The sequence below is a fragment of the Pseudofrankia coriaricola genome, assembly GCF_001854805.1.
In the GTDB taxonomy this organism is placed as follows: Bacteria; Actinomycetota; Actinomycetes; order Frankiales; family Frankiaceae; genus Pseudofrankia.
Window position 1 is genome coordinate 1 of sequence record NZ_MBLO01000021.1, and the last position, 25848, is coordinate 25848.

A 25848-nucleotide genomic window follows, 5' to 3' on the forward strand; every position below is an offset into this window, starting at 1 on the left:
GGCGGGCGGGGACCGGTCGGCTGGCCGCCGGGAACGGCGCGCGGCGCGGCCCGGCGGCCCGTGTCGGCGGGGCCCTGGGCCGGCGACCAGCCTCCAGGAGAACCCGGCTGGCCCGGCTGGCTGGTACCCGGTGCGCCGGCCGCCGGCGGTCGCGCCGGCTGGCCGGGACGAGCCCGCCGCACCGGTCGCGGCACGCCGGCGCCGCCCGGGCCCGCCGAGCCAGGCGCGGGAGTGGGCGGCGCGCCGGGTGCCGCGGGGCCGGCGCCGTAGGCCACACCGCGCGGGTTGCTCACGTACGGGTCGTCGCCAGTCCCACCCGCCGCGCGCGGGCCGGTGCTGTACGGGTCGGGGCCAGGCGCGACCGCCGCGCGCGGGCCGGTGCCGTAGGGGTCGGCTCCGCGCCGGTCGGCGATCTCCTGCTGCAGGGTGCGGCTGCTGCTTCGGCGCCCGGGGCGGCCGCCGCGGCCGGACGCGGCCTGGTGCCCTCCCGCCCCGTGCACGCGGCCGCGGGCGGCGGCGACCGGGACGCCGCCCTCGGCGCCGACGGGTTGGTTCCGGCGCGGCCGCAGCTGGCGCAGCGAGCGCGCCACCGGCCGCGGCGAGGTGATCTCGCCGTCCATCGCGCGCGTCGGCGGCCCGATCAGGTCGTGCACCGAGCGCATCACCTTCGGCTGACGGGCCCGGTCCTCGCCGCGGAAGCCGGTCTCCAGCTCGCGGCCGTCCAACGACCAGGCGATCACCAGCAGCCGCCCTGGGGCGGCCACCTTGCCGGCGTGCGCGCGCTCCAGCCGGGCGCCGCGGACGGCCTCCCGGGGGATCCAGAACGCCGAGGCCCCGCGGTCGACCCGTATCCCCGCCTCGTTGACGGTCATGTAGGCGCCGTCCTTGCCGGACAGGCCGCGGGCGGAGAACCACTCGAGCCACTGACCGGCGTCGGTCGTCCCCAGGTAGGCGCCGCGCAGCGGGGCGGCGAGCACCTCGCCCGCCTCCTCCGGCGGGGCGAGCAGCTCCGGCAGGCCCTCCTCCTGCTGGGCGGCGCGGCGCCGCCAGGTCTGGCGCAGCCAGCCGATCACCGCGACCAGCAGCAGCACGATGCCGAAGACCAGAAGCAGGCGCAGGCCGATCAGGCCGGCCCCCCCGTCCGCGGCGGCGACGTGCGCGGTGACCAGGTTCATACGATCTTCCCGTCGAGGACCGTGGGCCGTCCAGCGAGGAAGGTGGCGTGTACCTGTCCCGGCATCGTCATCCCCCGGTAGGGCGAGTTCCGGCTGCGGCTGGCGAACCTCGCGGGATCGACAACCCAGCGCGCCTCCGGGTCGACGAGGGTCAGCGTCGCGGCGGCGCCGACACCCATCGAACTCCTGACGTCAACGGGCACATCGGGCAGGCCGCCGATACGGGCGGGCGCGAGCGCCATCCGCTCGGCGACACCCGCCCAGTCGAGCAGCCCGGTCGTCACCATCGTGTCGATGACGATCGACAGCGCGGTCTGCAGGCCCAGCATCCCCGGCCGGGCCGCGGACCACTCGGTCTCCTTGTCCTGCGGGGCGTGCGGGGCGTGGTCGGTGGCGACGGCGTCGATGGTGCCGTCGGCGAGCCCGGCGCGCAGCGCCTCGACATCCTCGGCGGTGCGCAGCGGCGGGTTGACCTTGTACACCGGGTCGTAGGTCGCGGCCAGCTCGTCGGTGAGCAGCAGGTGGTGCGGGGTGACCTCGGCGGTGACCCGCCAGCCCTTCGACTTCGCCCACCGGATGATCTCCACCGATCCGGCGGTGGAGACATGGCAGACGTGCAGCCGGGAGCCGACGTGCCCGGCCAGCAGCGCGTCGCGGGCGATGATCGCCTCTTCGGCGACGGCCGGCCAGCCGGCCATGCCCAGGCGCGCCGAGCAGGTGCCCTCGTTCATCTGGGCGCCCTCGGTCAACCGGGGCTCCTCGGCGTGCTGGGCGATGACGCCGTCGAACGCCTTGACGTACTCCAGCGCCCGGCGCATCAGCAGCGCGTCGGCCACGCAGTGGCCGTCGTCGGAGAAGACTCGCACCGCGGCGGCGCTGGTGGCCATCGCGCCGAGCTCCGCGAGCCGCTTTCCGGCGAGCCCCTCGGTGACCGCCCCGACCGGGCGGACCTCGCAGTGGCCGGCGTCCCTGCCCAGGCGCCAGACCTGCTCGACGACGCCGGCGGTGTCGGCGACCGGGTGGGTGTTCGCCATCGCGAAGACGGTGGTGTAGCCGCCGAGCGCCGCGGCCCTGGTGCCGGACTCGACCGTCTCGGCGTCCTCCCTGCCCGGCTCGCGCAGGTGGGTGTGCAGGTCGACGAAGCCGGGCAGCGCGTACAGCCCGTCGGCGTCGAGCACCTGGGCGCCGGTCTCGGTCGCGTCCAGCGTGCCCGCGGCCCCGGTCCGGGCGATCCGCCCGCCGGCGAGCAGCAGGTCAGCCCGCTCACCGCCCAGTGGCCGCACGGCGCGCAGCAGCCAGGCCTCCGCCGGACCGGGCACCTGACCTGACGTCATCTGGTGACCTCCCGCTCGTCCCGCTCGTACGCCCCGCCCAGCAGCAGGTACAGGCAGGCCATGCGGACGCTGACCCCGTTGGCCACCTGCTCGACGACGGTAGACCGCGCGGAGTCGGCCACCTCCGAGGAGATCTCCATGCCGCGCACCATCGGACCGGGATGCATGACCAGCGCGTGCTCCGGCAGGGTGGCCGCGCGGTCGGCGTCCAGGCCGTAACGGCGGCTGTACTCCCGCTCGGTCGGGAAGAAGGCCGCCGACATCCGCTCCTGTTGCACACGCAACATCATGACGACGTCCGAGGCGGGCAGCACGGCGTCCAGGTCGTAGGAGACGTCCACCGGCCAGGCGGACACCCCGTGCGGCACCAGTGTCGGCGGCGCGACCAGCGTCACCTTCACCCCGAGGGTGTGCAGCAGCCAGACGTTGGACCGGGCGACCCGTGAATGCAGCACGTCGCCGACGATCGTCACGGCCAGGCCGTCGAGCCGGCCGAGCCGGCGGCGGATCGTGAACGCGTCCAGCAGCGCCTGGGTGGGGTGCTCGTGGGTGCCGTCGCCGGCGTTGAGCACGCTGCCGCGCACCCAGCCGGCGAGCCGGTGCGGGGCGCCGCTGGCCGGGTGCCGGCAGACGACCGCGTCTGCACCCATCGCCTCCAGGGTCAGCGCCGTGTCCTTGAGGCTCTCCCCCTTGGAGACGCTGGAGCCCTTCGCCGAGAAGTTGATGACGTCCGCGGACAGCCGCTTGGCGGCGAGCTCGAACGAGGTGCGAGTGCGGGTGGAGTCCTCGAAGAACAGGTTGACGACGGTGCGCCCGCGCAGCGTCGGCAGTTTCTTCACCGCGCGGTCCGACAGCCGCGCCATCTGCTCGGCGGTGTCGAGCACGAGCAGCGCGTCCTCGCGGCGCAGGTCCGCGGTGCTCAGCAGGTGGCGGTTCACCGGCCGGCTCCCGCGGCGGGCGCCGCCGGCCCGTCCGGGGAGACGATCAGGACGGCGTCGGCACCGTCGGTCTCGGTGAGCCGGACGGCGACCGACTCGCGCCGCGACGTTGGCATGTTCTTGCCGACGTAGTCGGCCCTGATGGGCAGCTCCCGGTGGCCGCGGTCGACGAGGACGGCCAGCTGCACCGCGCGGGGGCGGCCGTACTCGGCCAGCGCGTCGAGCGCGGCGCGCACCGTGCGGCCCGAGTAGAGGACGTCGTCGACGAGGATCACCACCCTGCCGTCGACGCCACCGTCCGGGATGTCGGTGACGCGCAGCGGGCGGACAGCCCGCAGCCGCAGGTCGTCGCGGTACATCGTCGGGTCGAGCGAACCGGTCGGCACCGCGACGCCCTCGACATCATGGATGCGGGCCGCGAGCCTGGCGGCGAGCGGGACGCCGCGGGTGGGGATCCCGAGCAGCACGACATCGGCGCCGCCGGAGGTCTTCTCGAGGATCTGGTGGGCCATCCGGCTGACGATCCTGGCGATGTCGGCGGCGGCGAGCACCGTCCGGCTCACCCGCCCCGCGCCAGGGCCGGGGCGGCCTGGGCCGGCGTCTTCGCCATCGGCGCCGGAGGTCCGGGAACCGGCATCCCCCAGGGGAGCGCCCAGATCATCAACGGGGCCGTCATTACGGCGAGCAGCGTCAGCCACCCAGCCCTCCTTCCCCGCCTCACGGGACGGTCCTTAAAGGAGCGGTCCGAACGACGGTACCAGCCACCACGCCCGCTACCGGGCGTCGCGAGGAAGCCCACGGCGTGCTTGCGGGATGTCACACCGTCCTGTCGCGCAACGTGCACGCTCCGGCGCGGCGGCGGTACGCTCACGCGCCGCGATCCCCACTCTCGATGACGCTCCCCCACTTGTCAGTCACCCAGAGCACTCGCATGGCGACAGGACGTAAGAGTGACGTGAACCTCGTTCGATCCGAGTCACATCACGTTACCGTTAGCCGACGCTGCTCAACGGGTGCCCGGCGCCCGGAAGTCCCGACGGAGTAGCGCCAGGAGCGACGGTAGCGCTACAGAAAGTGGTACAAAGAAAGAGGCGACACGACCCCCCTCATGTCGGGTCGCAACCGCCTGGGCACTACTATCGGTAACCGCCGACGGCAAGAGCCTCGGCTCCATCTGACTCAGACCACGACAGGAGTGGGCACTCCGATGTCCGACTATGCGAAGGCGCTCGGTGCTCGGCTGCGGGCAATACGCACCCAGCAGGGGCTCTCGCTGCATGGCGTGGAGGAGAAGTCGCACGGTCGGTGGAAGGCCGTCGTCGTGGGCTCCTACGAACGTGGAGACCGCGCCGTCACCGTTCAGCGTCTGTCCGAGCTCGCCGAGTTCTACGGCGTGCCGGTGGGCGAGCTTCTTCCCGAAGGCTCGACCGTCGCTCCGCTGGAGCAGTCTCCGCGCATCGTCCTTGACCTCGAGCGGCTCTCGCAGGTCCCGAAGGAGCAGGGCGGCCCGCTCGCCCGGTACGCGGCCACCATCCAGAGCCAGCGCGGTGACTACAACGGCCGCGTCCTGTCGATCCGCTACGAGGACCTGCGGTCTCTCGCGGTGATCTACGACACCTCGCCGAGCAAGCTCACCGAGCAGCTCGTGTCGTGGGGCGTGCTCTCTCCCGAGGCCGGCCAGGAAGCCGCCGCCTCGGACGCCGGATGAGGCGCTGAACGCGCTCATTCCGTGTCGGGCGCCTAGGGCGCCCTCCCCACGTGGTTCCGGGCCCAGGCATATGGCCGTGGTTGGTCTGGGTCCGGCCCAGTGAGGTAGTCGCGTTGGCACAGCGCTAAAGGCGCCGTCACCAGCTGTGGCTAGCTCTCGCGCATGCTCACCGGAGCAATGTGAGCCCCTGGGCTCGCCGCCAGCGGCCGAGCCTTCGGGACTGCGTGAACACATGATCTGACGCCGGGCACCAACCCGGTACGCCGTACGAGGCGGCGTACCGGGGCAGCCGCGGCCAGTCGGCCGGCCCGCTCGCGAGGCGCGCTGACCGGCGGTGACCTGTCCCCGCGGCTAGTCCGCGGCGGCCGGCTTGACGTCCAGAAGACTGGCGAGCAGGCCGTTGACGAAGGCCGGTGAGCGGTCGGTGGACACCGACTTTGCCAGTTCCACCGCCTCGTCTATCGCCACCCGGTCGGGGACGTCATCCCGCCAGACCATTTCCAGGACCGCGATCCGCAGGATGTTGCGGTCCACCGCCGGCATCCGCTCGAGTGTCCACCCCTCGGCGTGCTCGGCGATGAGGCCGTCGATCCGCTTCTGGTGCTCGGCCACGTCCCGGACGAGGTCCCGGGTGTACTCGTTGACCGGCGGGTCGGACTGGGCCGACCGCGCCGCCAGCGTCTCCAGCGGGGAGGCGGACCGCAGGTCCGCCTCGTAGAGAATGTCGAGCGCGCGCTTGCGCGACTTCGACCTGGCGCTCAGCTGGTCACCCGGCCGAGGTAACGCCCGTCGCGGGTGTCGACCTTCACCTTCTCGCCGGTCGTGACGAACAGCGGCACCTGGATGGTCGCGCCGGTCTCCAGCTCCGCCGGCTTGGTGCCACCGGTGGACCGGTCGCCCTGCAGGCCGGGGTCGGTGTGCGAGATCGTCAGCTCGACGCTCGCCGGGAGCTCGACGTACAGCGGCGCGCCGTCGTGCAGCGCCACCGTCGCGACGGTGTTCTCCAGCATGTAGTCGGCGATGGTGCCCACGACGTCCGGCGGGATCGGGATCTGGTCGTAGGACTCGCTGTCCATGAAGACGAACTCGGCGCCGTCGCGGTAGAGGTAGGTCATCTCCCGCCTGTCGACGGTCGCGATCTCCACCTTGACACCCGCGTTGAAGGTGCGGTCGACCACCTTGCCGGTGAGCACGTTCTTCAGGGTGGTGCGGACGAACGCCCCGCCCTTGCCCGGCTTGACATGCTGGAAGCCGACGACGTTCCACAGGACACCGTCGATGTCGAGCGTCATGCCGTTCTTCAGGTCGTTCGAGGTTGCCACAGTGCCGAGTCTCTCTATGCGATCCGCTTCGTCGAGGTCGCGGACGAGTCTACTGAGTCACTGGTTCGCTCCGTCCGGGCGGCGCGCTCTGCCTCTGGTTCGCTCCGTCCGGGCACGGCACTCCGGCCCCTTACTCGCTTCGCTCCCAAGGGACCTCCGCGCCGTGTCCTCCTCCGCGAACGGGCGCTACGGCGACCTCGCTGCGGCCCCCCTACGTCGCTTCGCTCGTAGGAGGGCCTCCGCGAGGCGCGCCTACGCGCCCAGCGCGGTTGCGTCCCGTCGCACGTCACCAAGCCAAAGCCGCACACCGGGCGGGGCCACTTCGCTTCGCTCGTGGGCGGGGCTCCGGGACGTCCCTACGAGCGAAGCGAAGTGGGGCGCCGCGTGGGTGCCGCTTCGGACTGGCGACATTCAAGTGCGACGCACCCATGCTGGCGCGGAGGCGGGCCTCCGCGGAGGCCCGGCCACGAGCGAAGCGACGTGGTTGGGCCGCAGCGGAGGTCGCCGGAGCGCACGTGAGCGCAGGAGGACGGCGCGCGGAGGTCCCGTGGGAGCGAAGCGAGTACGGGGCCGTAGCGCGCCGCCCGCACGGAGCGAACCAGCAACAACCTTCTGCCCCGGCCCCGACCGACCCGACCCGACCGGCCGCCTCGCTTCGCTCGTGGCTTGGTCAGACGTCTCTGGATAGGCGACCCGCCAGCGCGCGCAGCGCGAGCAGGTAGCTCTCGACGCCGAGCCCGGTGATCGTCCCGGTCGCCACCGGGGCGATGACGCTGACGTGCCGGAACGGCTCGCGCGCGGCCACCTGGGACAGGTGCACCTCGATGAGCGGCCCGGTGAGCGCCGCCGCGGCGTCCCGCAGCGCGTACGAGTAGTGCGTCCACGCACCGGGGTTGAGGAGCACCGCGGCGCCGGTGTCGGCGGCCTGGTGCAGCCAGCCAATCATCGTCGCCTCGTCGTCGGTCTGCCGGCAGTCGACGGTGACGCCGAGCTCCGCCGCGGTCTTCTCGACCTCGGCGACCAGCTGGGCGTACGTCGTGGGCCCGTAGACCGCCGGCTCCCGCCTGCCGAGCCGGCCCAGGTTCACCCCGGACAGCACCAGGATCGGCGTCATCAGCGCGCTCCTTCCCCCGAGGCCACCGCGTCGAAGGCGGCCCGTACCAGGGCCGGATCCGGGTCGGCGAGGATGCGGGCCGAGCCGAGCGCGTCGAGGACGACGAAGCGCAGCATCCGCCCGCGCGACTTCTTGTCGACCCGCATCGCGGCCAGCAGGTCCGGCCAGGCCTTCTCGGGGTAGCTGACGGGCAGGCCGACCCGGACGAGCAGCTCGCGATGGCGCCCGGCGACGGCAGCGTCCAGACCGACGGCGAGCCGGGACAGCTCGGCGGCGAACACCATCCCGACGGAGATCGCCGCGCCGTGCCGCCAGGTGTAGTGCTCGACCTTCTCGATCGCGTGCCCGAGGGTGTGGCCGTAGTTGAGGATCTCGCGGCGGCCGGCCTCACGCGGGTCACCGGAGACGACGTCCGCCTTGACCCGGATCGCCCGCTCGATGAGCTCGGACAGGTGGGCGGCGCCCGTCGGGTCGGCGTCCAGCAGGTCGAGGATCGCCGGGTCGGCGATGAAGCCGGCCTTCACCACCTCGGCGAGCCCTGCCGCGGTCTCCGCGGGCGGCAGCGTGGCCAGGAGCGCCGTGTCACAGAGCACCGCCACCGGCTGGTGGAACGCGCCGACGAGGTTCTTGCCCGCCGCCGTGTCGATGCCGGTCTTGCCGCCCACGGCCGCGTCGACCATCGCCAGGACCGTCGTCGGCACCTGGATGACGTCCACGCCGCGCAGCCAGCAGGCCGCGACGAATCCGGCGAGGTCCGTCACCGTGCCCCCGCCAAACCCGATCACCACGTCGTCGCGGGTGAAACCGAGCCGGCCCAGCTCGTCCCAGCAGCGCCCGGCGACGGCCAGCTCCTTGGCCGCCTCCCCGTCCGGCACGGCGACCGGGTGCGCCTCCACCCCGGCGGCCAACAGGTCCGCCACCGCGCCGGCGGCCTGGGCGGCCATCGCCGCGGGGTGCAGGACGGCCGCCCTGGTCCGCCCGGCGGCCATTCCGGCGAGCTCACCGACCAGGCCGTCCCCGACGAGCACCTCATACGGCCGGTCGCCGGCGGGCGCCACCGCCACCCGCACCGGCTCGGTCGCCGTCCCCGCCCGCGTGGCGCCGCTCGTCCCGCTCACGCGGAGATCCTCGCAAGCACGTCCTCGGCGACCTCTTCGAGGGTGCGCCCGCTGGTGTCCACCACGAACACCGCCACCTCCTCGTAGAGCGGGCGGCGCTCCCTGAGCAGCGCGGCCAGCCGCGCCCGCGGCGCCTCGATCAGCAGCGGGCGGTCGCGGGCGAGGCCGACGCGCCTGGCGGCGTCGGAGACGTCCACCTCCAGGTAGACGACCGTGTGGCCGGCGAGCGCCGCCCGGGTGCCCGGGTCGGTCACCGCGCCGCCGCCGAGAGCCAGCACCCCCGGGTGCTCGGCGAGCCCGGCCGTGACAGCGTCGCGCTCGGCGGCCCGGAACGCGTCCTCGCCCTTCTCGATGAAGATGTCGGCCACGGTCATGCCCAGCGCCGCCTCGATGTCGGCATCGGTGTCGCGCAGCGTCACCCCGAGCCGCCCGGCGAGCAGCTCACCGACCGTCGTCTTCCCGGCCCCCGGCGGCCCCACCAGCACGGCCACCGGCCGGACATCGCTCACTGTGTCTCGAGTTCGCTCCGTCGCTTCACTCCCTCCGCGGGCGTCCTCGTCCCTCGGACGACCGCTCCGCTCGCTCACTCCTGCGCTCACGAGAGCACCGCCAGCGACTTCAGGTACGACTCGTAGTTGCGCCGGGTCTCCTCGACCGAGTCGCCGCCGAACTTCTCCAGTGCGGCACCGGCGACCACCAGCGCGACCATCGCCTCCGCGACGACGCCCGCCGCGGGCACGGCGCACACGTCGGAGCGCTGCGCGATCGCCACCGCGGTCTCACCGGTCGCGACGTCGACCGTCGACAGCGGCCGGGACAGCGTCGAGATCGGCTTCATCGCGGCCCGGACCCGCAGCACCTCGCCGTTAGTCATGCCGCCCTCGACACCACCGGCCCGGTCCGTCGCCCGCCGCACCCGCTGGACGCCACCTTCCGGGGCGAGCACCTCGATCTCGTCGTGCGCCGCCGACCCACGCCGGCGCGCCGTCTCGAACCCGTCACCGAACTCGACGCCCTTGATCGCCTGGATGCCCATCAGCTCGCCGGCCAGGCGCGCGTCGAGCCGCCGGTCGCCGTGCACGTAGCTGCCGAGCCCCGGCGGCAGGCCGTAGACCAGCACCTCGACGATGCCGCCGAGCGTGTCCGCGTCCTTCTGCGCCTCGTCGATCGCGGCGACCATCCGGGCGCTCGTCGCCGGGTCGGCGCACCGGCACGGGTCGGCGTCGATCGCGGCGAGCGTGCCCGGGCCTGGCAACGGCGTGCCCGCCGGAACCGCGGCCTCGCCGATCGAGAGCACATGCGAGAGCACCTCGACGCCGTAGGCCTGCCGCAGGAACGCCTTCGCCACCGTCCCGAGCGCCACCCGGGCGGCCGTCTCGCGGGCGCTCGCCCGCTCCAGCACCGGGCGGGCGTCGTCGAAGCCGTACTTCTGCATGCCGGCCAGGTCCGCGTGCCCCGGGCGGGGGCGGCTCAGCGGCGCGTTGCGGCCGAGCCCCTCGAGCTCGGCCGGGTCCACCGGGTCCGGCGACATCACCTTCGACCACTTCGGCCACTCGGTGTTGCGCACCACCACGCTCACCGGCCCGCCGAGGCTGACCCCGTGCCGCAGGCCGCCGAGCAGCTCGATCTCGTCCCGCTCGAACTTCATCCGGGCACCCCGGCCGTAACCGAGCCGCCGCCGCGCCAGGTCGTCCCCGATGTCCGAGCTCGTCACCCGGATCCCGGCGGGCAGCCCCTCCACCGTCGCGACCAGCGCGGGCCCGTGCGACTCCCCTGCCGTCAACCACCGCACCATGCCACCAGTGTTTCACGCGCCGGACGCGAGGCTGCCCGCCACGAGACCTGCCGGGCCCCGCCGTCCGCGGTGGCGGCCCGCGAGCCGCCCGGGTCGGGCTCAGCGCGCGCGCCACAGCCGCACGACACCGTCCCAGCTGCCCGCCGCCACTGTGTGCCCGGCCGGGGCGAACGCCACCGACACCGCCGCGGACGCGGTCCTGGTGACGGGGCCGTTCATCGGCTCGACGTCCTCGTGGGGGTTCCCGGGATCACTCAGGTCCCAGAGGCGCACCTGGTCGAACGTCGCCCCGGGCATGGCGCGGCCGCCCGCGGCCAGCGTGCGGCCGTCCGGGGCGAACGCCACCGAGCTCGCGTCGAGGTCGGTGTCGCCGGCCCTGCGGAAGGCCTGGACGCGCTTACAGACCTGCACCGGCCGAGCGGGGTCGCTCACATCCCAGAGGGCGACGCTGCTGTCGCGGGGCTGTCGGTTGAGGCCGGCCGCGACCGTGAACGCCAGGAGCCCGCCGCTCGGGGAGAAACACAGCGTCGACACGTAGAAGAACCGCTCCTGGGTGGGCCGCCAGAAGTCGAACGTCGGCCCCAGCCCACGATCGCCGAGGTACCCGACGACCGGCACCGAACCCGCCCGCGCCGGTCGCGCCGGGTCACTCACGTCCCACAGCCGCACTATCCGGCTACCCGTGCCGTGCGTGGCGAGCAGGTGGCCGCCGGGAGCGAACGCGACGACCGTCCAGTTGCCGCCGTCGCGGCTCGAGAACTCACCCATCGAAACAGGACGGTCACGGGCATGCAGGTCCCACAGACAGACCCTGGCGTCACGGTGCCCGGTGGCCAGGACCCGGCCGTCGGCAGCGAAGGCGGCCGACTGCACCCCGGCGGACCGAATCACGGCGAGCCGCGCGGGACGGGCCCGATCGTTCGCCAGGTCCCACACGTCCACGCCTCGGAACGACCTGGTCGCCATGGTCCGGCGGTCGGAGGCGAAGATCGCGTTCCGGCCCTCCATGGGTGCGCCGAGCGGGACGGGGTCGGCCGGATCGCCGACGTCCCACAGCTGGACCCCGGAGCTCTGACCGGGGAGAGCGGCGGCCCACGAGGTGGCCAGCGTCCGGCCGTCCGGAGCGAACGTGACCCGGACGGCGTTCTCATGGCCGGTCGACAGCTCGGCGACCAGGCGAGGATCCGCGATGTCGGACCACCGTGCGGGAGGCCGCCGCGCCCCCGGGACGACAGGACCCACAGGTCCGGCGGAACCGGGCACCGGATCCTCTGACGCGCGCGGTGCGGTCGGTGCGGGAAACGCGAGGAGCCCAGACGACGCGGGAGACACGGACGGCTCAGGAGACCTCGTCGAGGGCCCGGGAGACCAGGGCGTCTCGGCAGGCGCCGGCGGCGCGGGGAACGCGGGGTACGCGGGCGGCGCGGCCGGTTTCGCGCGGTGGCCCGCCGGAGCCAGGTCACCGGGAGCGTCCCGCGGCACGCCGTCGGGCCGCTCACGCGCCGCGACAACGGGTGCCGGCGGTTCATGTATGGGGAACGCGGGCGGAGCCGGTGGCTTCGCGCGGCCGTCGACGGCGTGCCGGATCTGGTCGAGCAGCCGCTGGCGGGCCTCGTCGGGCGGCCGGCCGAACAGGTCGATCGACACGACGCCACTCAGCAGACCGGGCCGCGGGCAGTCCTCAAGGCGGATCGGGACCAGCCTGCGGGTGAAGCCACGAGGGTCGGCGTCATAGGCGGCCTGCCACTCGACCTGCCCGTAGACCGAGGCCAGGTAGGCGTGGGAGAGCACCGCGATCGTCCGCCGGGCGAACCGGATTCCCTCCTGCATCCGGAACTGCCAGTTCGAGCCGGGCACGAAGTCCCAGAGCTGGATCAGGACCCGGTAGCCGGCCTCCTCCAGTTGCCAGGCGATCCACTCGGCCCACCGGCCGTCCACCGCCGTGTACGAGACGAAAAAGTCCCAGGCGCCAGGCTCCGGAGCCGCCCCCGCATCCTCCATAAGCGGAGATCATCCCACGGCGTCGCGAGCACCGAGCCCCCACAACCAGCACCGCACCGGGCGCATGCCTACATCACCGAGGCGATGTAGGCCTACATCATGACCCACAGGACTCAGATCACGCTGGCCGACGACCAGTACGCGCGGCTGCGCGCGGAGTCGCGGCGCAGCGGGCTGGGTCTCGCCAAGCTGGTGCGCCGGGCCATCGACCACACCTATGGGACCGCGCGCCCGGACCAACAGCGGAGGACTCAGGCACCCGCGCCGGTGACGAGGATCGCGACGAAGGCGCCGAGCAGCAGGTGCGGCCCATAGGCGATGGGGTCCGAGCGGGTGGCTCGACGGGTCGCGAGCAGGACCCCGGCGTAGAGACCGGCGATGACCAGGCCGGTGAGCAGGCCCAGAAGCACCGTCGACGGACCGAGCCAGCCAAGGGCGGCGCCCAGCAGGCCGGCCAACTTGACGTCGCCGCGGCCGAGGCCACCGCCCGGGATCAGGTACATCGTGCCGAAGACGGCGAGCAGGACACCGGCCGCCGCGGCGGCGGCGATCGCATGGTCGGCGTCCCAGGTATCCCGGCTGAGACCGTCGACGACCGCCGCGAGGCCCAGCAGCGCGGCGAGGACCGGGTAGCTCGGCAGGACAATCGCGTCCGGGAGCCGGTGGACCCGCAGGTCGACCGCCGCCAGCACGATCCCGGCGACGGTCAGGTAAAGGTAGGCGGGCAGCCAGCCGGGACGGTCGCGCAGCACGGCCGCGACCGCCGCGACGGCGATCGCCGTGACCGCGGCGAAAGCCGCCGTCGACGGGACAGGGCGGCGCACCGGAGCGCCCTCGTAGGGGGCGAACGCGCCGACTACCCGGGGCATCAGCGGCACCGTCGCGACCGCGGCCACCGCGAGCATCGCGGCGACGACCAGCCCCACCTCGCAACCCCGCGACGCGCGCTAGCGGGCGCGACTGGTCAGGCCCAGGCCGTCGGGGCCTGGGAAGGCGGACGAGGTGGCGGCGCGGTGGGTCAGGGCCTGGGTGCCGGCGGCCATGAGCAGGCCCACGTCGACCACGCGGCCGGTGAACAGGGCGACCTGCTCGGCCGCCTGCGCGGCCAGCACCACCATGCCGCCGGCGACGCGGGCGCCGGAGCGGTACGCCGTCACGGCGAGCGCCGTCGGCCACGGGTGGTAGAGCAGCTCGACGAGGGGGCAGCTGGCCGGCCAGGTCCACTCGGCCACCTGGTCCGTGATGCCCTCGGGCGTGGTCGCGACCACCAGGTCGGGGCCGGACCGCAGGCCGCCGGCGACGATCTCCCAGGGCAGTGCGGTGACGGTGAGGCCGACGCGCTCGCCGATCTCGGCGAGCGGGGCGACGGCGGCGGGCCGGCGGGCGATGACGCCCACCCGGCGCACCCCGACGCTCGCGAGCGCGGCCACGGCGGCGCGCGCCGTCCCGCCGGCGCCCAGCACGAGCGCTCGCACGGGCGGCGCCATGAGCGCCCCCGGCAGCGCCGGCATCGCCGGCTGGTCGGGCGTGGCCGGCGACCAGGCGGGCAGCGTGGGCGCGAGCATCGTCTCGGCCCCTCTGGGCTGCCGGCCGGCGCCGAGGACCTGGCGTATGGCGTGCCGGATGCCGGCGATGTCGGTGTTGTGGCCGGTCAGCGTCCCGTCCGGCTCGACCACGATCGTGTTGAGCGCGCCGACCAGCCGGGCGCTCTCGTCGAGCCGGTCGACGAGCGGGACGGCGGCCGTCTTGAGCGGCATGGTCAGCGACAGCCCGGCCCAGCCGGGCTCGCCGCGGATCTGCTCCAGCACGGCCGGCAGCGCCGCCTCGTCGGCCTCGATCGCCGTATAGGACCAGCCGTCCAGCCCGAGCGCCTGATAGGCCGCCCGGTGCAGCACCGGCGAGAGCGAGTGCGCGATCGGCGAGCCGAGCACGGCGGCCCGCCGGGACGCCGGCAGCGGCCGGGAAACCTCAGCCACAGTGATCACCGCCCCGCGTGGGTAGGGGTTTCTCCCGGCCCGAGACCGCCGGCATGGTGGCGAACGCAAACACGACGGATCATCCTGACACAGCCGAGGGCGTTGGTCCAGCCGCGAGCCACGACGCGTCCAAGGATCGCGGCCGGTGGCCTGGCTCAGCCACCGCTGCTGCCGCCCTCCGCCTGATACCGGGAGAGCAGGGTCGCCCACTCCGCGTCGGTGGTGGCGAACTCCGTCCGCAGCGACTTGGGAAGGTAGACGAAGTAGTACCAGCCCCCATCCGCACCCTGGTACGGGTTCAGAGCCGAGTCCAAAGCCCACCGCCCGGGGTTCGCGATGGCGCCCGGCGGCAGCCCCCGCACCTGAGGGCTACGGGTGTTGTAGGGGTTGTACCTGTTGATGAGGTCTCCGATCGGCCCGGTGGGCCTGTCGAAGGCGTACCGCGTCGTCGAGTCCATGTCGAGCCGGTTGAAATGGCCGGTCTGGTCGTTGAGCCGGTTGTAGATCACCCGCGCAACCTTCGGACCCTCGTCGTGGCCGTTGACCTCCATTTCGATGATGGACGCGATGGTGATGATCTCGGCCGGGGTCTTGTCGAGCTGCGCCGCCTTACCTTCCAAATCGAGCGTGGCGGCCATGCTCGTGAACTGGTCGACCATGTGCTGCAGGGTCTGCACGGGCGTGTCGTTCGGGTTCAGGTCGTAGGTCGTCGGGAACAGGTAGCCCTCGACCTTGTTCTTCGCGCTCGGGCCCGGGTCCTTCCAGAAGGCCGGCAGCCGCAGCCCATGGCCCGCCGGGTCCTTGACGATCGCCTCGTACTGGTCCTTCGGCACGCCGAGCTTCGTGGACAGCTCGGTGATGATCCAGTCGACCGTCCTGCCCTCGGGGATCGTGAGCCGGTACTTGTTCGCCTTCGACTTCGGGTCGAGCAGCGCCTCGAGAGCCCCGGCGGCGGTCATCTGCTTCATCAGCGTGTAGGTGCCCGGCTGGATCTTCACAGAGTCCGGGTTGTTGGCGGCGGCCGTGCGGAACGCCTTCTCGCTCTTGACGACGCCGGCGTCGAACAGCACCTTCCCGATGTCCGTCGCGCTCGCGCCCTTGGCGATCGTGATGGACGCGCTGCCGCTGCCGGGCCCGGGATAGTCGGGAATCTCCGGCGAGCCGCCGATCTTGCCGATCATCTTGCCGCCGACGAAGATCAGACCGCCCAGCACCAGCGCCACCACCACGAGCATGGCGAGCAGCTTCGGCAGCGCACTGCCGCGCCGGCTCCCGCCGTCCGCACCCCCGCGCCGGCTCATGCCACCCAGCGGATGCGCGCCGCGTCGCCGATCGTGCTCGTCCGCCAGGTCGGCGTCGTGATCCAGATCATCATCCAGCTCATCGTGGTGGCCCCGGCCGGGGCGGCCCAGGTCATCGTCGTCCAGGAAGTCGTCGTCGTCGAAGTCGTCGCGAGGTACGCCGCGACGGCCATCCTGGCCTGTCCGGCCGCCTGGCGCGTGCGGGCCGTCCGGATACCGCGCGTCACCCGAGTCACCCGTGTCACCGGGGTCGTACTCGTCCTCCGGCGCGGTGATACGGAAACGCAGCGCCTCGGTGCGCCGCTCAGTCCCCGCATGGCGGGGATGGCCTGACGGCCGGCCGCCCTCACCCGGCGGAGGGGGCGGCGGGGCGTGGAACCCGCCGGTGCCGGGGTTCCTGGCGCCCGCGGGGTAGTCGACGGGCGATGCCGGCTCGGGCCGCGCCTGCTCGCCGTAGCCTCCGCCCGGGTCGCGGTACCCGTCCGGCGGCAGTCCGGCCGCCTGAGCGGCGGAGGAGCCACCGGCGCCGCCCGCGCCGAACAGCCCGGCGGATCCGGACGGCCCGGTCGAACTGGAGGGTCCCGTCGAGCCGAACAGCCCGGCCGAGCTGGACGGCCCGGTCGAACCGAACAGCCCAGCGGAACTGGACGGCCCGGTCGAACCGGAGGGCCCAGTCGAGCCGAACAGCCCGGCCGAGCCGGAGGGCCCCGTCGAACCGGAGGGCCCCGTCGAGCCGGAGAGCCCGGCCGCTCCGGGGAACCAGTCGACGGCGGGCCCGCCACCCGTACCGGAGCGCCCCGCGCCGGAGGCGTATCCGGCCGTGCCGTAGCCGCCATCAGAACCGGCGACACCGAAGCCGGTGTCCCCGCTTGGCCCGGTCTGGCCCTGGGAGGACGGGTACGCGGAGGACGAGTACGGATCGGCGGGAGCGTGCTGGCCACCGCCGGTCAGGTACCCGGCGTCCAGATAGCTCGTTTCCTGGTGGCCGGGTCCCGTGTCAGGGTGGACAGGCCGGCTCGCGGTGAAGTAGCCGCCCGGCTGCTGGTCGCCGGTCCGCGGGTACGGGTCGACGAGGAACGGGTTCTGGTAAACGGCCGCGTCGGCGCCACCGCCGGCCGCGGCGTCGTGGCCAGGCCCGCCGCCGCGGCCGTGGTCGACCGCGGCCTGGTACCCGGTCGCACCGTAGACGGCTCCCTGGCCAGCCACGGGCTGCTGGTAACCGGCGGCCGGATAGCCCCCGGCGGGATGGTGACCAGACGGGCCCTCGGCCGCCGGCTGGTAGCCGGTCGCGCCGTACGCGCCGCCGCCGGCCTCGTGGCCGCCGCTCCGGTAGGCCGTCGGCTGGTGGCCGTCGCCGGCCACGCGGCCGGGCGTCGGGTATGCGCTCTCCTGGTAGCCGCTCTGGTAGCCGGTGGGCGCCTGGCCAGAGGCCGGCGCGGAAGGCTGGTAGCCAAGCACGTCGTGGCCCGGTGCCGCGGCGCCGTAGTTCGCGTCGCCGTATCCGGCGGAGCCGGTGACGGTCACGCCGGTGGGCGGACCGGTCACGAGCGGGCCGGTCATCATCGGCCCCGGGTACGCGCCACCAGCGGTCGGAAGACCGGCGTACGGGCCGGAGACGGCCTGCCCCGCCCCGGCCGCCGACGCGCCGAAGACAGTGGGGCCGGACACGGACGGGCCGGACACGTCCACCGCGGGGAAGGCCGGCCTGGCCCTCGGGGTGAAAAGGTCAGACCCGGTCGAGGTCACATTCGGGTAGCCACCCGGGTAGCGGGGCTGGTCGTCGACGGTGAAGACATCGCCGTAGCCGGGCCCGGCGGCCGGGAAGTCGGTGGCGGGACCGCCGGCGGCGGGCATGCCCGGCGGGCCACCCGCCATGGGTGAGCCACCGACGGTGATGTCCGCCGCGTCATCGTCCGGGCCGCTCACCGCGAACGGGTCGACGGGCCGGGCGCCATCTCGCTGAGAGCTCGACCATGGTTCGTTCCCGTTCCCGTACCCGCCCCCGACACCGTTGTCGAGGTCCCAGTACTGGCTCACCGATCTTCCGTCGGCCGGCCCCCGGGGGGCAGGCCGGGCGCGCCGGGCGCACCACCACGGGTGTCCAGGGCGTGTTGCAGGATCTGCACGGCTGCCTCCTGGTCGACGAGATCGCGACGGGCACGCGATCGCATCCCACGCTCGGCCATTCTGCGATGCGCCGCCACTGTCGTCAGCCGTTCGTCGACGAGCCTGACAGGTACCGGGGCGACCCGGTCGGCCAGTATCCGCGCATACTGACGCGCCGCGCTGGCCGCCGGCCCCTCCTCGCCGGAGAGGGTCCTGGGCAGACCGACCACGACCGCCACCGCCCGCCGCTCCCGGGCGATCTCGGCAAGCTGGGCTATATCTCTGTTTTCGGACACGTCCCGACGAAGGGTACCGACCGGAAGCGCGAGCACCCCATCCGGGTCGCTCGCGGCCACACCGACGCGCACCGTGCCCACGTCGACCCCGAGCCAGACCCCGCGCGGCAGCTCCCGCCGCTCCGCGCGATGCCGCGGCTTGCGCCGCCGATCCGGCGCCGATCCACCCCTATCCGCCCCCGCTGGTCCCGCTGGTCCCGCCGACGCCGCCGGAGCCGCCGGCTCGGTCGGTACCGGCTCTACCGGCGGCCCGGCCAGCGGCCCCGGCGCGGCGCCAGCCTCAGTGCCCGGCATGCTGGCGCGCGGCGCCAGCCTCGGCGACCAGGTCGCGGACCCTGGCCAGCGCGCGGCCGACGCCGGCGACATCCCCTCCGCCGCCCTGGGCGACGTCGGGCTTGCCGCCGCCGCGCCCGCCGAGCTCGGCGGTGGCGACCTTGACCAGGTCGCCGGCCTTCAGGCCGAGGCCGCGCGCGCCCTCGGTGGTGACGACGACGAGGAACGCCCGCTCGCCGGCCGCGGAAGCCGTCGCGACGACCGCGGGACGGTCGATGAGCCGGCCGCGGACGTCGAGCGCCAGCCTGCGCAGGTCGTCCGCGGACGTCCCGTTCGGCGCCTCGGCCGCGACGAGCGCGACCCCGTTCACGTCGACCGCGCTGTTCGCGAGGCCCGCGGCGCCGGCGAGGACCGCCTCGGCGCGCAGCCGCTCCAGCTCCTTCTCCGCGTCGCGCAGCCGGGTGACCACGTCGGCGACCCGGTCGACGAGCTCGTCGGGACGGGCCTTGAGCGCGCCGGACAGCTGGGAGACCAGCAGGTGCTCGCGGGCCAGGTAGCGGAACGCGTCCAGGCCGACGAGGCCCTCGACCCGCCGGGTGCCCGCGGAGATCGACGACTCGGAGAGCAGCTTGACCGCGCCGAGCTGGGCGGAGCGGGCGACGTGCGTGCCACCGCACAGCTCGCGCGCGTAGTCGCCCACGTCGACGACGCGCACCCGCTCGCCGTACTTCTCGCCGAACAGCGCCATCGCGCCCAGCCGGCGGGCCTCGTCCTGGGTCGTCACGAACGCGGTCACCTCGAGGTCACGCAGCGCGATCTCGTTGACCTCGTCCTCGACGTCCGCGAGCACCGCCGCCGGCACCGCGCCCATCGAGTGGAAGTCGAACCGCAGCCGGCCCGGCGAGTTCAGCGACCCGGCCTGGGTGGCGGACTCGCCGAGCGCGCGGCGGAACGCCGTGTGGACCAGGTGGGTGGCGGTGTGCGAACGGGAGACCGCCCGGCGCCGGTCGGCGTCGACCGTCACCTCGACCTCCGTGCCGAGGCGCAACTCGCCGCGCAGCACCTTGCCGCGGTGCATGACGAGGTCCGGGATCGGCTTCTGCACGTCGAGAATCTCCACCTCGCCGCCGTCGAAGGCGAACCGTCCGAGGTCGGCCTCCTGGCCGCCGGACTCGGCGTAGAACGGCGTCGTGTCGATGACGATGCCGACCTCCTCGCCCTCGCCCGCCGCGGGGACGCCCTGCCCGGTCGCGGCCGACACCAGCCCGACGACGGTCGCCGTACGGGACAGCTCGGCGTAGCCGGTGAACGACGTCGGGCCGGAACGGGCCAGGATCGGGCGGAACGCCGAGAGGTCGACGTTGCCGATCCGGCGGGCCGCGCGGTCGGCCTTCGCGAGCTCGCGCTGGCGTTCCATCAGTCGGCGGAAACCCGGCTCGTCGACGGTGAGGCCCTGCTCGGCGGCCATCTCCAGCGTCAGGTCGATGGGGAAGCCGTAGGTGTCGTGCAGCTGGAACGCCTCGTCGCCGGCGAGCTGGGAGGCGCCGGCGGCGCGCGCCTTGCCGACCGCGGTGTCGAAGATCGTGATGCCGGTACGCAGGGTCTCCAGGAACGCCTGCTCCTCGGCGACGGCGACGCTGGTGATCGCCGCGGCCCGGTCGACCAGCTCGGGGTAGATGGAGCCCATCGCGCCGCGCACGACGCCGAACAGGTCCTCCATCACCGGCTCACGCCCGCCGAGCAGGCGGACGTTGCGCACCGCGCGGCGCAGCATCCGGCGCAGCACATAGCCGCGGCCCTCGTTGGAGGGGACGACGCCGTCGGAGATCAGCATCGCGGCGGTGCGTGTGTGGTCCGCGATGACGCGCAGCCGCACGTCGTCGGTGTGGCTCTCGCCGTAACGCCGGCCGGTCAGCTCGCCGGCGCGGTCGAGCACCGGGCGGGAGATGTCGATCTCGTAGAGGTTCTCGACGCCCTGCAGCAGGGTCGCCATCCGCTCCAGGCCCATGCCGGTGTCGATGCTCCTCGCCGGCAGGTCGCCCAGGATCGGGAAGTCGTAGCCGGCGCCCTCGCCCCGCTCGAACTGCATGAAGACGAGGTTCCAGACCTCGAGGTAGCGGTTCTCGTCGGCCTCAGGGCCGCCGTCGCCGCCGTACGCCGGGCCGCGGTCGAAATAGATCTCACTGCACGGGCCGCACGGGCCGGGCACGCCCATCGACCAGTAGTTGTCCTCCTTGCCGCGGCGCTGGATGCGCTCCGCCGGCAGCAGGCCCTTCCAGATCTCCTCGGCCTCGTCGTCGTCGAGGTAGACCGTCGCCCAGAGGTCGTCGGCCTTGAAGCCGTACCCCTCGGTCAGCAGCTCGAAGGCCCACGGGATCACGTCGGCCTTGAAGTAGTCGCCGAAGGAGAAGTTGCCGCACATCTGGAAGAACGACGCATGCCGGGCGGTCTGGCCGACGTTGTCGATGTCGACCGTGCGGACGCACTTCTGCACGCTGGTCGCGCGCGGGGACGGCGGGGTGAGGTCACCGAGGAAGTAGGGCTTGAACGGCACCATGCCGGCGTTGACCAGCAGCAGCGTCGGGTCCTCCGCGATCAGCGAGGCGCTGGGGACAACAAGGTGGCCGCGCTGCTCGAAGTGGGAGAGAAAGCGCCGGCGGATCTCGGCCGTTTCCATCGGATTCACGTCGTCCAGAGTCGAGTTGGTAACGGGCAGTGGCGGCGACCGGCCAAGGCGGCGGTCAAGGGTGACACGACGGAGCGGCACGGTGTGGAGCACGGCCCCCCCAGCCGCGCGTCAGCCCCGTACAACCTAGTACGTGAGATCGGGGCCGCTACGGCACGCGGCCTCGGCGTACCCACGTCACCGTACCGCCGCGCCTCGTGACGAGACCACGGAGTTTCGCCGGTGGCCAGGTGACGCCAGGTGACGCCAGGTGACGCCCGACGCGCTACAGGCGGCGCGGATCCGGCAGGCTCGGCGCCTCGGACGCGCCCGCGGGCAGCTCGTCGTCCTCGTCGTCGTAGAGGCCGAGCGCGTCTCGCAGCTCGTCCTCGCGCTCCGCCATGAACTCGCGGACGTCGGCCATGAACTCCGACAGCGACGCCACCAGCGAGCCCGCCATGCTCCCCGGCGACAGCGCCGCCGCGGCCTTGGCCGCCTGACGGACGACCAGCACCCCGGCGACCGCGCCGAAGGTGACGTAGAAAAGCCGGCGCGACATCTAACGGCCCCGCACCGGCTCGTCGAAGTCGGCCGCCGTGGGCTGGGCGGGCGCGGCGCGGCGGCTCGCCCGCCCCGCCTTCTTCTCCGCCTTCATCTCGGCCGCGACCCGCGAGCCGACCTCGGCGCGCACTCGCTTCGCGGCGGCCTGCCGCACCCCGTAGGACAAGGCCGCGACCCGCACGATCGGGCCGCCGACGGTCGCCGCGAACAGCGAGGTCATCGACGACACGTTCGTGCTGATGGTCTGCACGTTGGCCGTGATCGCGTCGATCCGGTCCAGCTCCTTGTTGACGTGCGAGAGCGCGACGTTGACCTCGTCGACGGTGGCGCCAGCCTGGCGGACCCTGGCGGTGCCCTCGTCGATGGCGATGCCGGTCTGGCGGACCCGGGCCGCGGTCTCGTCGAAGATCTTGCCGAGCTTGTAGAGGGCGTAACAGCCGAAGAGGACGAGCACGGCGAAGGCGCCGGAGGCAATCAGCCCCGCCATCGCGCCACCGGACATCTTCGCTCCTCCTCTATGGTGGTCCGGGCCCCTGCGTCGCCGGGATCTGCCCGGAACGCGAACACCGGTCGTGTCAGGACCTTACCGACCGGACGCCCCCAAGCACGGCGCGCCCCGCTATGCGGCGGTCCCGCGCCGGACGCTCCGCGCCCGGCGCCGGGCACCGCCATCGGGCGCTGAGCGCCCTCTCACGTGGTTCCGGGCCCTGGCATATGGCGGTGGTAGCGCCTGTCTGGGTGAACGAGGTGGCTGGGTTGGCGCTGCGCTGAAGCGCCGTCACCAGTGGCGGCTGAGCAGCGTGGATCACTCACCAGGACGAGGTACTCCGCAGCGCTGCCAAGCTGGGAGACCGTGGTGATTCTAGGCACCCTGATCACGCCCGTCGGGGGGTTCGGGTTGCCGCACGCCGCGAACCACGGCGCGCAGCTCGTGGGCGCGGGCCGCCGCGCGCCGCTCGAAGCCAAGCTCGCCGGGACGGAAGTAGTCGACGCCCACCAGCTCGTCCGGGGCGTACTGCTGACCGACCACGCCACCCGGGTGGTCATGCGGATAGTGGTAGCCGTCGCCGTGCCCGAGCCGGCGGGCGCCCTGGTAGTGCGCGTCGCGCAGGTGGGCTGGCACCGGGCCGCCCCTGCCCGCCCGCACGTCGGCCGTCGCCGCGTCGATCGCGCGGATCACCGCGTTGGACTTGGGGGCGAGCGCAAGGTGGATCACGGCCTGCGCGAGCGCCAGGCGCGCCTCGGGCAGCCCGATCATCTCCAGGGCCTGCGCCGCCGCCACGGCGACGCCGAGCGCGCCCGGGTCGGCCATCCCGATGTCCTCGCTCGCAAGAATGATCATGCGTCGGGCAATGAAACGCGGGTCCTCCCCCGCCTCCAGCATCCGGGCCAGGTAGTGCAGCGCCGCGTCGGCGTCACCGCCGCGCATCGACTTGATGAAGGCGCTGACGACGTCGTAGTGCTGGTCGCCGGCCCGGTCGTAGCGGACGGCGGCCCGGTCGACGGAGCGCTCGAGCAGCGCCAGGTCCACGGCGGCCGCGGGCTCGTCCTCCGCCGCGGGCTCCCCGGCCAGCTCGGCCTCCCGGGCTGTATTGGTCTCGCCGGCCGCGGGCTCCCCCACCGCCGCGCCACCGACCGCGTCCCGCGCCGGCGCCGCTTCGGCCGCCGGCGCCGCCGCGGCCCCGACCGTCCCAGCCCCGACCGGCTCGCCACTGAGCGCCTCGCCACTGAGCGCGTCGCCACCGGCGGCCTCGTCGCTGGCCGCGGCCGTCGTGCCACCAGCCGGCGTGGCAGGGACGCGGTACGCCGGGGCATCCCCGCCGATACCGGAAGCGGCCGGTGGTCGTGAGGCCGGCGCCCGCCGGGCCGGCGCCGGGCCGACGGCGGCCAGGGCCGCCTCGGCGCTCGCCTCCAGCGCGGTGAGCGCCCGGCGGGCGTCGCCACCCGCGAGCCGGACCAGGTGCTCCAGCGCGTCCGGGGCGATGCGCACCCGGCCGCCGTAGCCGCGTGGGTCGACCAGCGCCCGGCGCACCAGGACACGGATGTCGTCGTCGGTGAGCGGGGTGAGGGTGAACAGCAGAGAGCGCGACAGCAGCGGCGCGACGACGGAGAACGAGGGGTTCTCGGTGGTGGCGGCGACCAGGGTGATCCAGCCGCGTTCCACCGCGGGCAGCAGCGCGTCCTGCTGGGTCCTGGTGAACCGGTGGACCTCGTCGATGAACAGCACCGTACGAAGGTCCGCCGGCCGCTCCCCGTCGCCGGCCGGCGCGTCCGGGCCGAACAGGCGCGGCTCGCGCGCCAGCCCACGCGACTGGCTCGACCGGCTGCTCGACAGCACCTGCCGAGCCTCGTCGATCACCGCCCGGACGTCCTTCACGCCGGCCGTGACCGCCGACAGCTCGCGAAACCGCCGCCCGGTCGCCCGGGAAACGATGTGCGCCAGCGTCGTCTTGCCGGTGCCAGGCGGGCCCCACAGAACGACCGAGGTCGTCCCGCCGCCCTCGACCAGCCGGCGCAGCGGGCTGCCTGGGCCGAGCAGGTGGCGCTGGCCGACCAGCTCGTCGAGCCCGCGCGGGCGCAGCCGGTCAGCCAGCGGCCCTGTCGGGGCCTCCGGTACGGCACCAGCGGGCGCGGCGTCGGTGGCCGGGGACACCGTGTCGAACAGGCTCACCCGTCAACCGTACGGCGAGGGGTCATGGCACGGGCACCGCGCCCGCCTCCTTAGCGCTGGTTGGTCAGGTTGGGGCGACCAGTGGGTGGGAGTGGCTCACGTGGTCAAGTAGCGCTGCCAGTTCTGGTGGGGGTGGGGCGGTCGACCAGCGGTGCCAGTACAGCTGCAGGCGTGCCCAGGGGCACAGCCAGCCGCGGACCTGTCGCAGGGTGTCCTGCCAGACGATGCGGCGCCGCGGATTTTTCCCCCGCCGCCCCGCGGTCCTCGCGGGGCGCTTGTTCGGCTTGGTCGGGGGGTGGCGTGGTCAGCAGGCTGAAGGTGAATGCCAGCATCACCAGCTGCCAGTGCCGCACGATGGCCTGTTCGGAACGGACCTGGAAGTCCGCCCAGCCCAGCTCGTGCTTGGCCGGCTTGTAGTAGTGCTCGATCCAGTCCCGTAGCCGGTAGATCCGGTAGACCTCGGCCGGGTCCGCCTCGGCCATCGAGAGGTTGGTGGCCATGAACCAGGTCGAATCGGCGGTGAGGACCGTCGGGTCGGCGGTGGCGGCGATCAGGCGGGTGCCCTGGGCCGGTCCGTAGCAGGGGCCCAGTTCCAGCTCGGCGACGTGGCGGACCAGCGGTCGGTTGTGGCTGTCGGTCAGTACCAGGCGCCGCCAGGCTTCCAGTGGCAGGCGGGCGGCGGCCTCGGCGGGGGTGAACGCCGGCGGATGGGCGGGGTCGGCGACGAACTGCCAGGTGCCGTGGCGGGGGCGCAGGGCCAGCACGTAGCGGATCCTGGCCGTCCGCAGCCGCCCTTCGAGCTTGGGGTTCTCGCCGTAGACGCAGTCGGCCACCACCGCGCGGAAAGGCACCCCGGCGCCGCGGGCGTCCTCGATCAGGTCCCAGGCCAGCTCTGGCTTGGTGGCGAACGCCGGGTCGGCCTTGCCGGCGGGTAGTCGGGAGGCGGGCCGGTAGGGCCGCACCCCCAGCGGCACGTGCCGGGTGCCGTCGGCCCAGTGGCTGGTGACGGCCACGACGCCGTTGGCGGTGCGGCCGAGCTTGCCGATGTACTGCTGGGCCGCCAGCACGATGCCATGGCCGCGCTTGCGGTCCCCGGTCTCGTCGATGATGAGCACCCCGTTGCCATGCGGCCCCAGGTCCGGGTGCCGACGCCACAGCTCCACCCGCCGTGCGCCCAGAGCGTCGGGATCCCAGGGCGCGTCGTGCAGGAAGTGATGCAGCCGCTGCCGGTCGGCACCGGGAACCAGAGCGGCAAGCTCCGTCAACGTCTTGTTGCGCTCCCGGGGCAGCAGCAGGCCGATCAGGTAGTGCCGCAGCGCGGTGCGCTCAGCCAACCGGCAGAACAGGTCATCGAAGTCGCCGCAGAACCTGTCGACCGCCTCCGCCGTCGGCGCGGTCGGCTTGCGAGATGTGGCCATCGGGCACCTCCCACCGGAACGGCCCAGCCAGACACCACAACCGTACGTCCACCTTCCCTAACCTGACCAACCAGCG

General features: G+C 73.6%; 21 protein-coding genes. 1 reads left to right on the top strand and 20 read right to left on the bottom strand.

Annotation, left to right across the window (positions count from 1 at the left end):
• The 4 genes from BCD48_RS03775 to pyrR form a co-directional block, all read right to left on the bottom strand.
• Window positions 1-1175 (bottom strand): PH-like domain-containing protein (locus BCD48_RS03775; protein WP_071046821.1); only part of this gene is annotated, 1175 nt, incomplete at its 3' end.
• Complete coding sequence (locus tag BCD48_RS03780) at window positions 1172-2509, bottom strand: dihydroorotase (RefSeq protein ID WP_071046822.1); 1338 nt, start codon at window positions 2507-2509, stop codon at window positions 1172-1174. The genes BCD48_RS03775 and BCD48_RS03780, both read right to left, overlap by 4 nt.
• Complete coding sequence (locus BCD48_RS03785; RefSeq protein ID WP_071046823.1) at window positions 2506-3447, bottom strand: aspartate carbamoyltransferase catalytic subunit; 942 nt, start codon at window positions 3445-3447, stop codon at window positions 2506-2508. The genes BCD48_RS03780 and BCD48_RS03785 overlap by 4 nt, the downstream gene beginning before the upstream one ends.
• Window positions 3444-4145: a bifunctional pyr operon transcriptional regulator/uracil phosphoribosyltransferase PyrR gene (gene pyrR, locus BCD48_RS03790; RefSeq protein WP_083418130.1), complete on the bottom strand. Its 702-nt coding sequence runs from the start codon at window positions 4143-4145 to the stop codon at window positions 3444-3446. The genes BCD48_RS03785 and pyrR overlap by 4 nt, the downstream gene beginning before the upstream one ends.
• A 509-nt stretch (window positions 4146-4654) precedes the next feature.
• Here pyrR and bldD point away from each other — a divergent pair.
• The gene (gene bldD, locus BCD48_RS03795; protein ID WP_071046825.1) at window positions 4655-5155 is read left to right on the top strand and encodes a transcriptional regulator BldD; all 501 of its coding nucleotides are present in this window, start codon (window positions 4655-4657) and stop codon (window positions 5153-5155) included.
• 351 nt (window positions 5156-5506) lie between these two features.
• Here bldD and nusB read toward each other — a convergent pair whose 3' ends face one another.
• From nusB to BCD48_RS03875, 16 genes are all read right to left on the bottom strand, one after another.
• On the bottom strand, window positions 5507-5917 hold the full coding sequence (gene nusB, locus BCD48_RS03800) for a transcription antitermination factor NusB (protein ID WP_083418133.1): 411 nt from the start codon (window positions 5915-5917) through the stop codon (window positions 5507-5509).
• Window positions 5914-6477, bottom strand: coding sequence for an elongation factor P (gene efp, locus BCD48_RS03805; RefSeq protein ID WP_071046826.1), 564 nt, complete (start codon window positions 6475-6477; stop codon window positions 5914-5916). The genes nusB and efp overlap by 4 nt, the downstream gene beginning before the upstream one ends.
• A gap of 670 nt (window positions 6478-7147) precedes the next feature.
• Entirely contained in the window at window positions 7148-7591 is a 444-nt protein-coding gene (locus tag BCD48_RS03810; RefSeq protein WP_071046827.1) for a type II 3-dehydroquinate dehydratase, read from the bottom strand.
• On the bottom strand, window positions 7591-8709 hold the full coding sequence (gene aroB / locus BCD48_RS03815; protein WP_071046828.1) for a 3-dehydroquinate synthase: 1119 nt from the start codon (window positions 8707-8709) through the stop codon (window positions 7591-7593). Before aroB ends, BCD48_RS03810 begins: the two co-directional genes overlap by 1 nt.
• Window positions 8706-9218, bottom strand: coding sequence for a shikimate kinase (locus tag BCD48_RS03820; RefSeq protein WP_071046829.1), 513 nt, complete (start codon window positions 9216-9218; stop codon window positions 8706-8708). Before BCD48_RS03820 ends, aroB begins: the two co-directional genes overlap by 4 nt.
• Before the next feature lie 86 nt (window positions 9219-9304).
• Complete coding sequence (gene aroC / locus BCD48_RS03825; RefSeq protein ID WP_071046830.1) at window positions 9305-10504, bottom strand: chorismate synthase; 1200 nt, start codon at window positions 10502-10504, stop codon at window positions 9305-9307.
• Window positions 10505-10603: 99 nt separating this feature from the next.
• Window positions 10604-12505 carry a toll/interleukin-1 receptor domain-containing protein gene (locus BCD48_RS03830; protein ID WP_071046831.1) on the bottom strand — a complete coding sequence of 634 codons (1902 nt, stop codon included), beginning with the start codon at window positions 12503-12505 and terminating at the stop codon, window positions 10604-10606.
• A 251-nt stretch (window positions 12506-12756) separates the two neighbouring features.
• On the bottom strand, window positions 12757-13431 hold the full coding sequence (locus BCD48_RS03835; RefSeq protein WP_083418131.1) for a prepilin peptidase: 675 nt from the start codon (window positions 13429-13431) through the stop codon (window positions 12757-12759).
• Window positions 13432-13452: 21 nt separating this feature from the next.
• Window positions 13453-14481 (bottom strand): shikimate dehydrogenase family protein, encoded by a 1029-nt coding sequence (locus BCD48_RS03840; RefSeq protein ID WP_083418134.1) that lies wholly within the window; start codon window positions 14479-14481, stop codon window positions 13453-13455.
• Window positions 14482-14636: 155 nt separating this feature from the next.
• The gene (gene mltG / locus BCD48_RS03845; RefSeq protein WP_071046832.1) at window positions 14637-17819 is read right to left on the bottom strand and encodes an endolytic transglycosylase MltG; all 3183 of its coding nucleotides are present in this window, start codon (window positions 17817-17819) and stop codon (window positions 14637-14639) included.
• Window positions 17816-18295, bottom strand: a complete 480-nt coding sequence (ruvX, locus tag BCD48_RS03850; protein WP_071046840.1) for a Holliday junction resolvase RuvX — start codon at window positions 18293-18295, stop codon at window positions 17816-17818. The genes mltG and ruvX overlap by 4 nt, the downstream gene beginning before the upstream one ends.
• A gap of 169 nt (window positions 18296-18464) precedes the next feature.
• Window positions 18465-21134, bottom strand: coding sequence for an alanine--tRNA ligase (gene alaS, locus BCD48_RS03855; RefSeq protein ID WP_071046833.1), 2670 nt, complete (start codon window positions 21132-21134; stop codon window positions 18465-18467).
• A 274-nt stretch (window positions 21135-21408) separates the two neighbouring features.
• Window positions 21409-21681 carry a DUF6167 family protein gene (locus BCD48_RS03860; protein WP_071046834.1) on the bottom strand — a complete coding sequence of 91 codons (273 nt, stop codon included), beginning with the start codon at window positions 21679-21681 and terminating at the stop codon, window positions 21409-21411.
• Window positions 21682-22185: a DUF948 domain-containing protein gene (locus tag BCD48_RS03865; protein ID WP_071046835.1), complete on the bottom strand. Its 504-nt coding sequence runs from the start codon at window positions 22183-22185 to the stop codon at window positions 21682-21684.
• Window positions 22186-22545: 360 nt separating this feature from the next.
• Entirely contained in the window at window positions 22546-24354 is a 1809-nt protein-coding gene (locus BCD48_RS03870; RefSeq protein WP_071046836.1) for a replication-associated recombination protein A, read from the bottom strand.
• 104 nt (window positions 24355-24458) lie between these two features.
• The gene (locus tag BCD48_RS03875) at window positions 24459-25772 is read right to left on the bottom strand and encodes an IS701 family transposase (RefSeq protein WP_083418132.1); all 1314 of its coding nucleotides are present in this window, start codon (window positions 25770-25772) and stop codon (window positions 24459-24461) included.
• Between the last annotated feature and the right edge of the window lie 76 nt (window positions 25773-25848).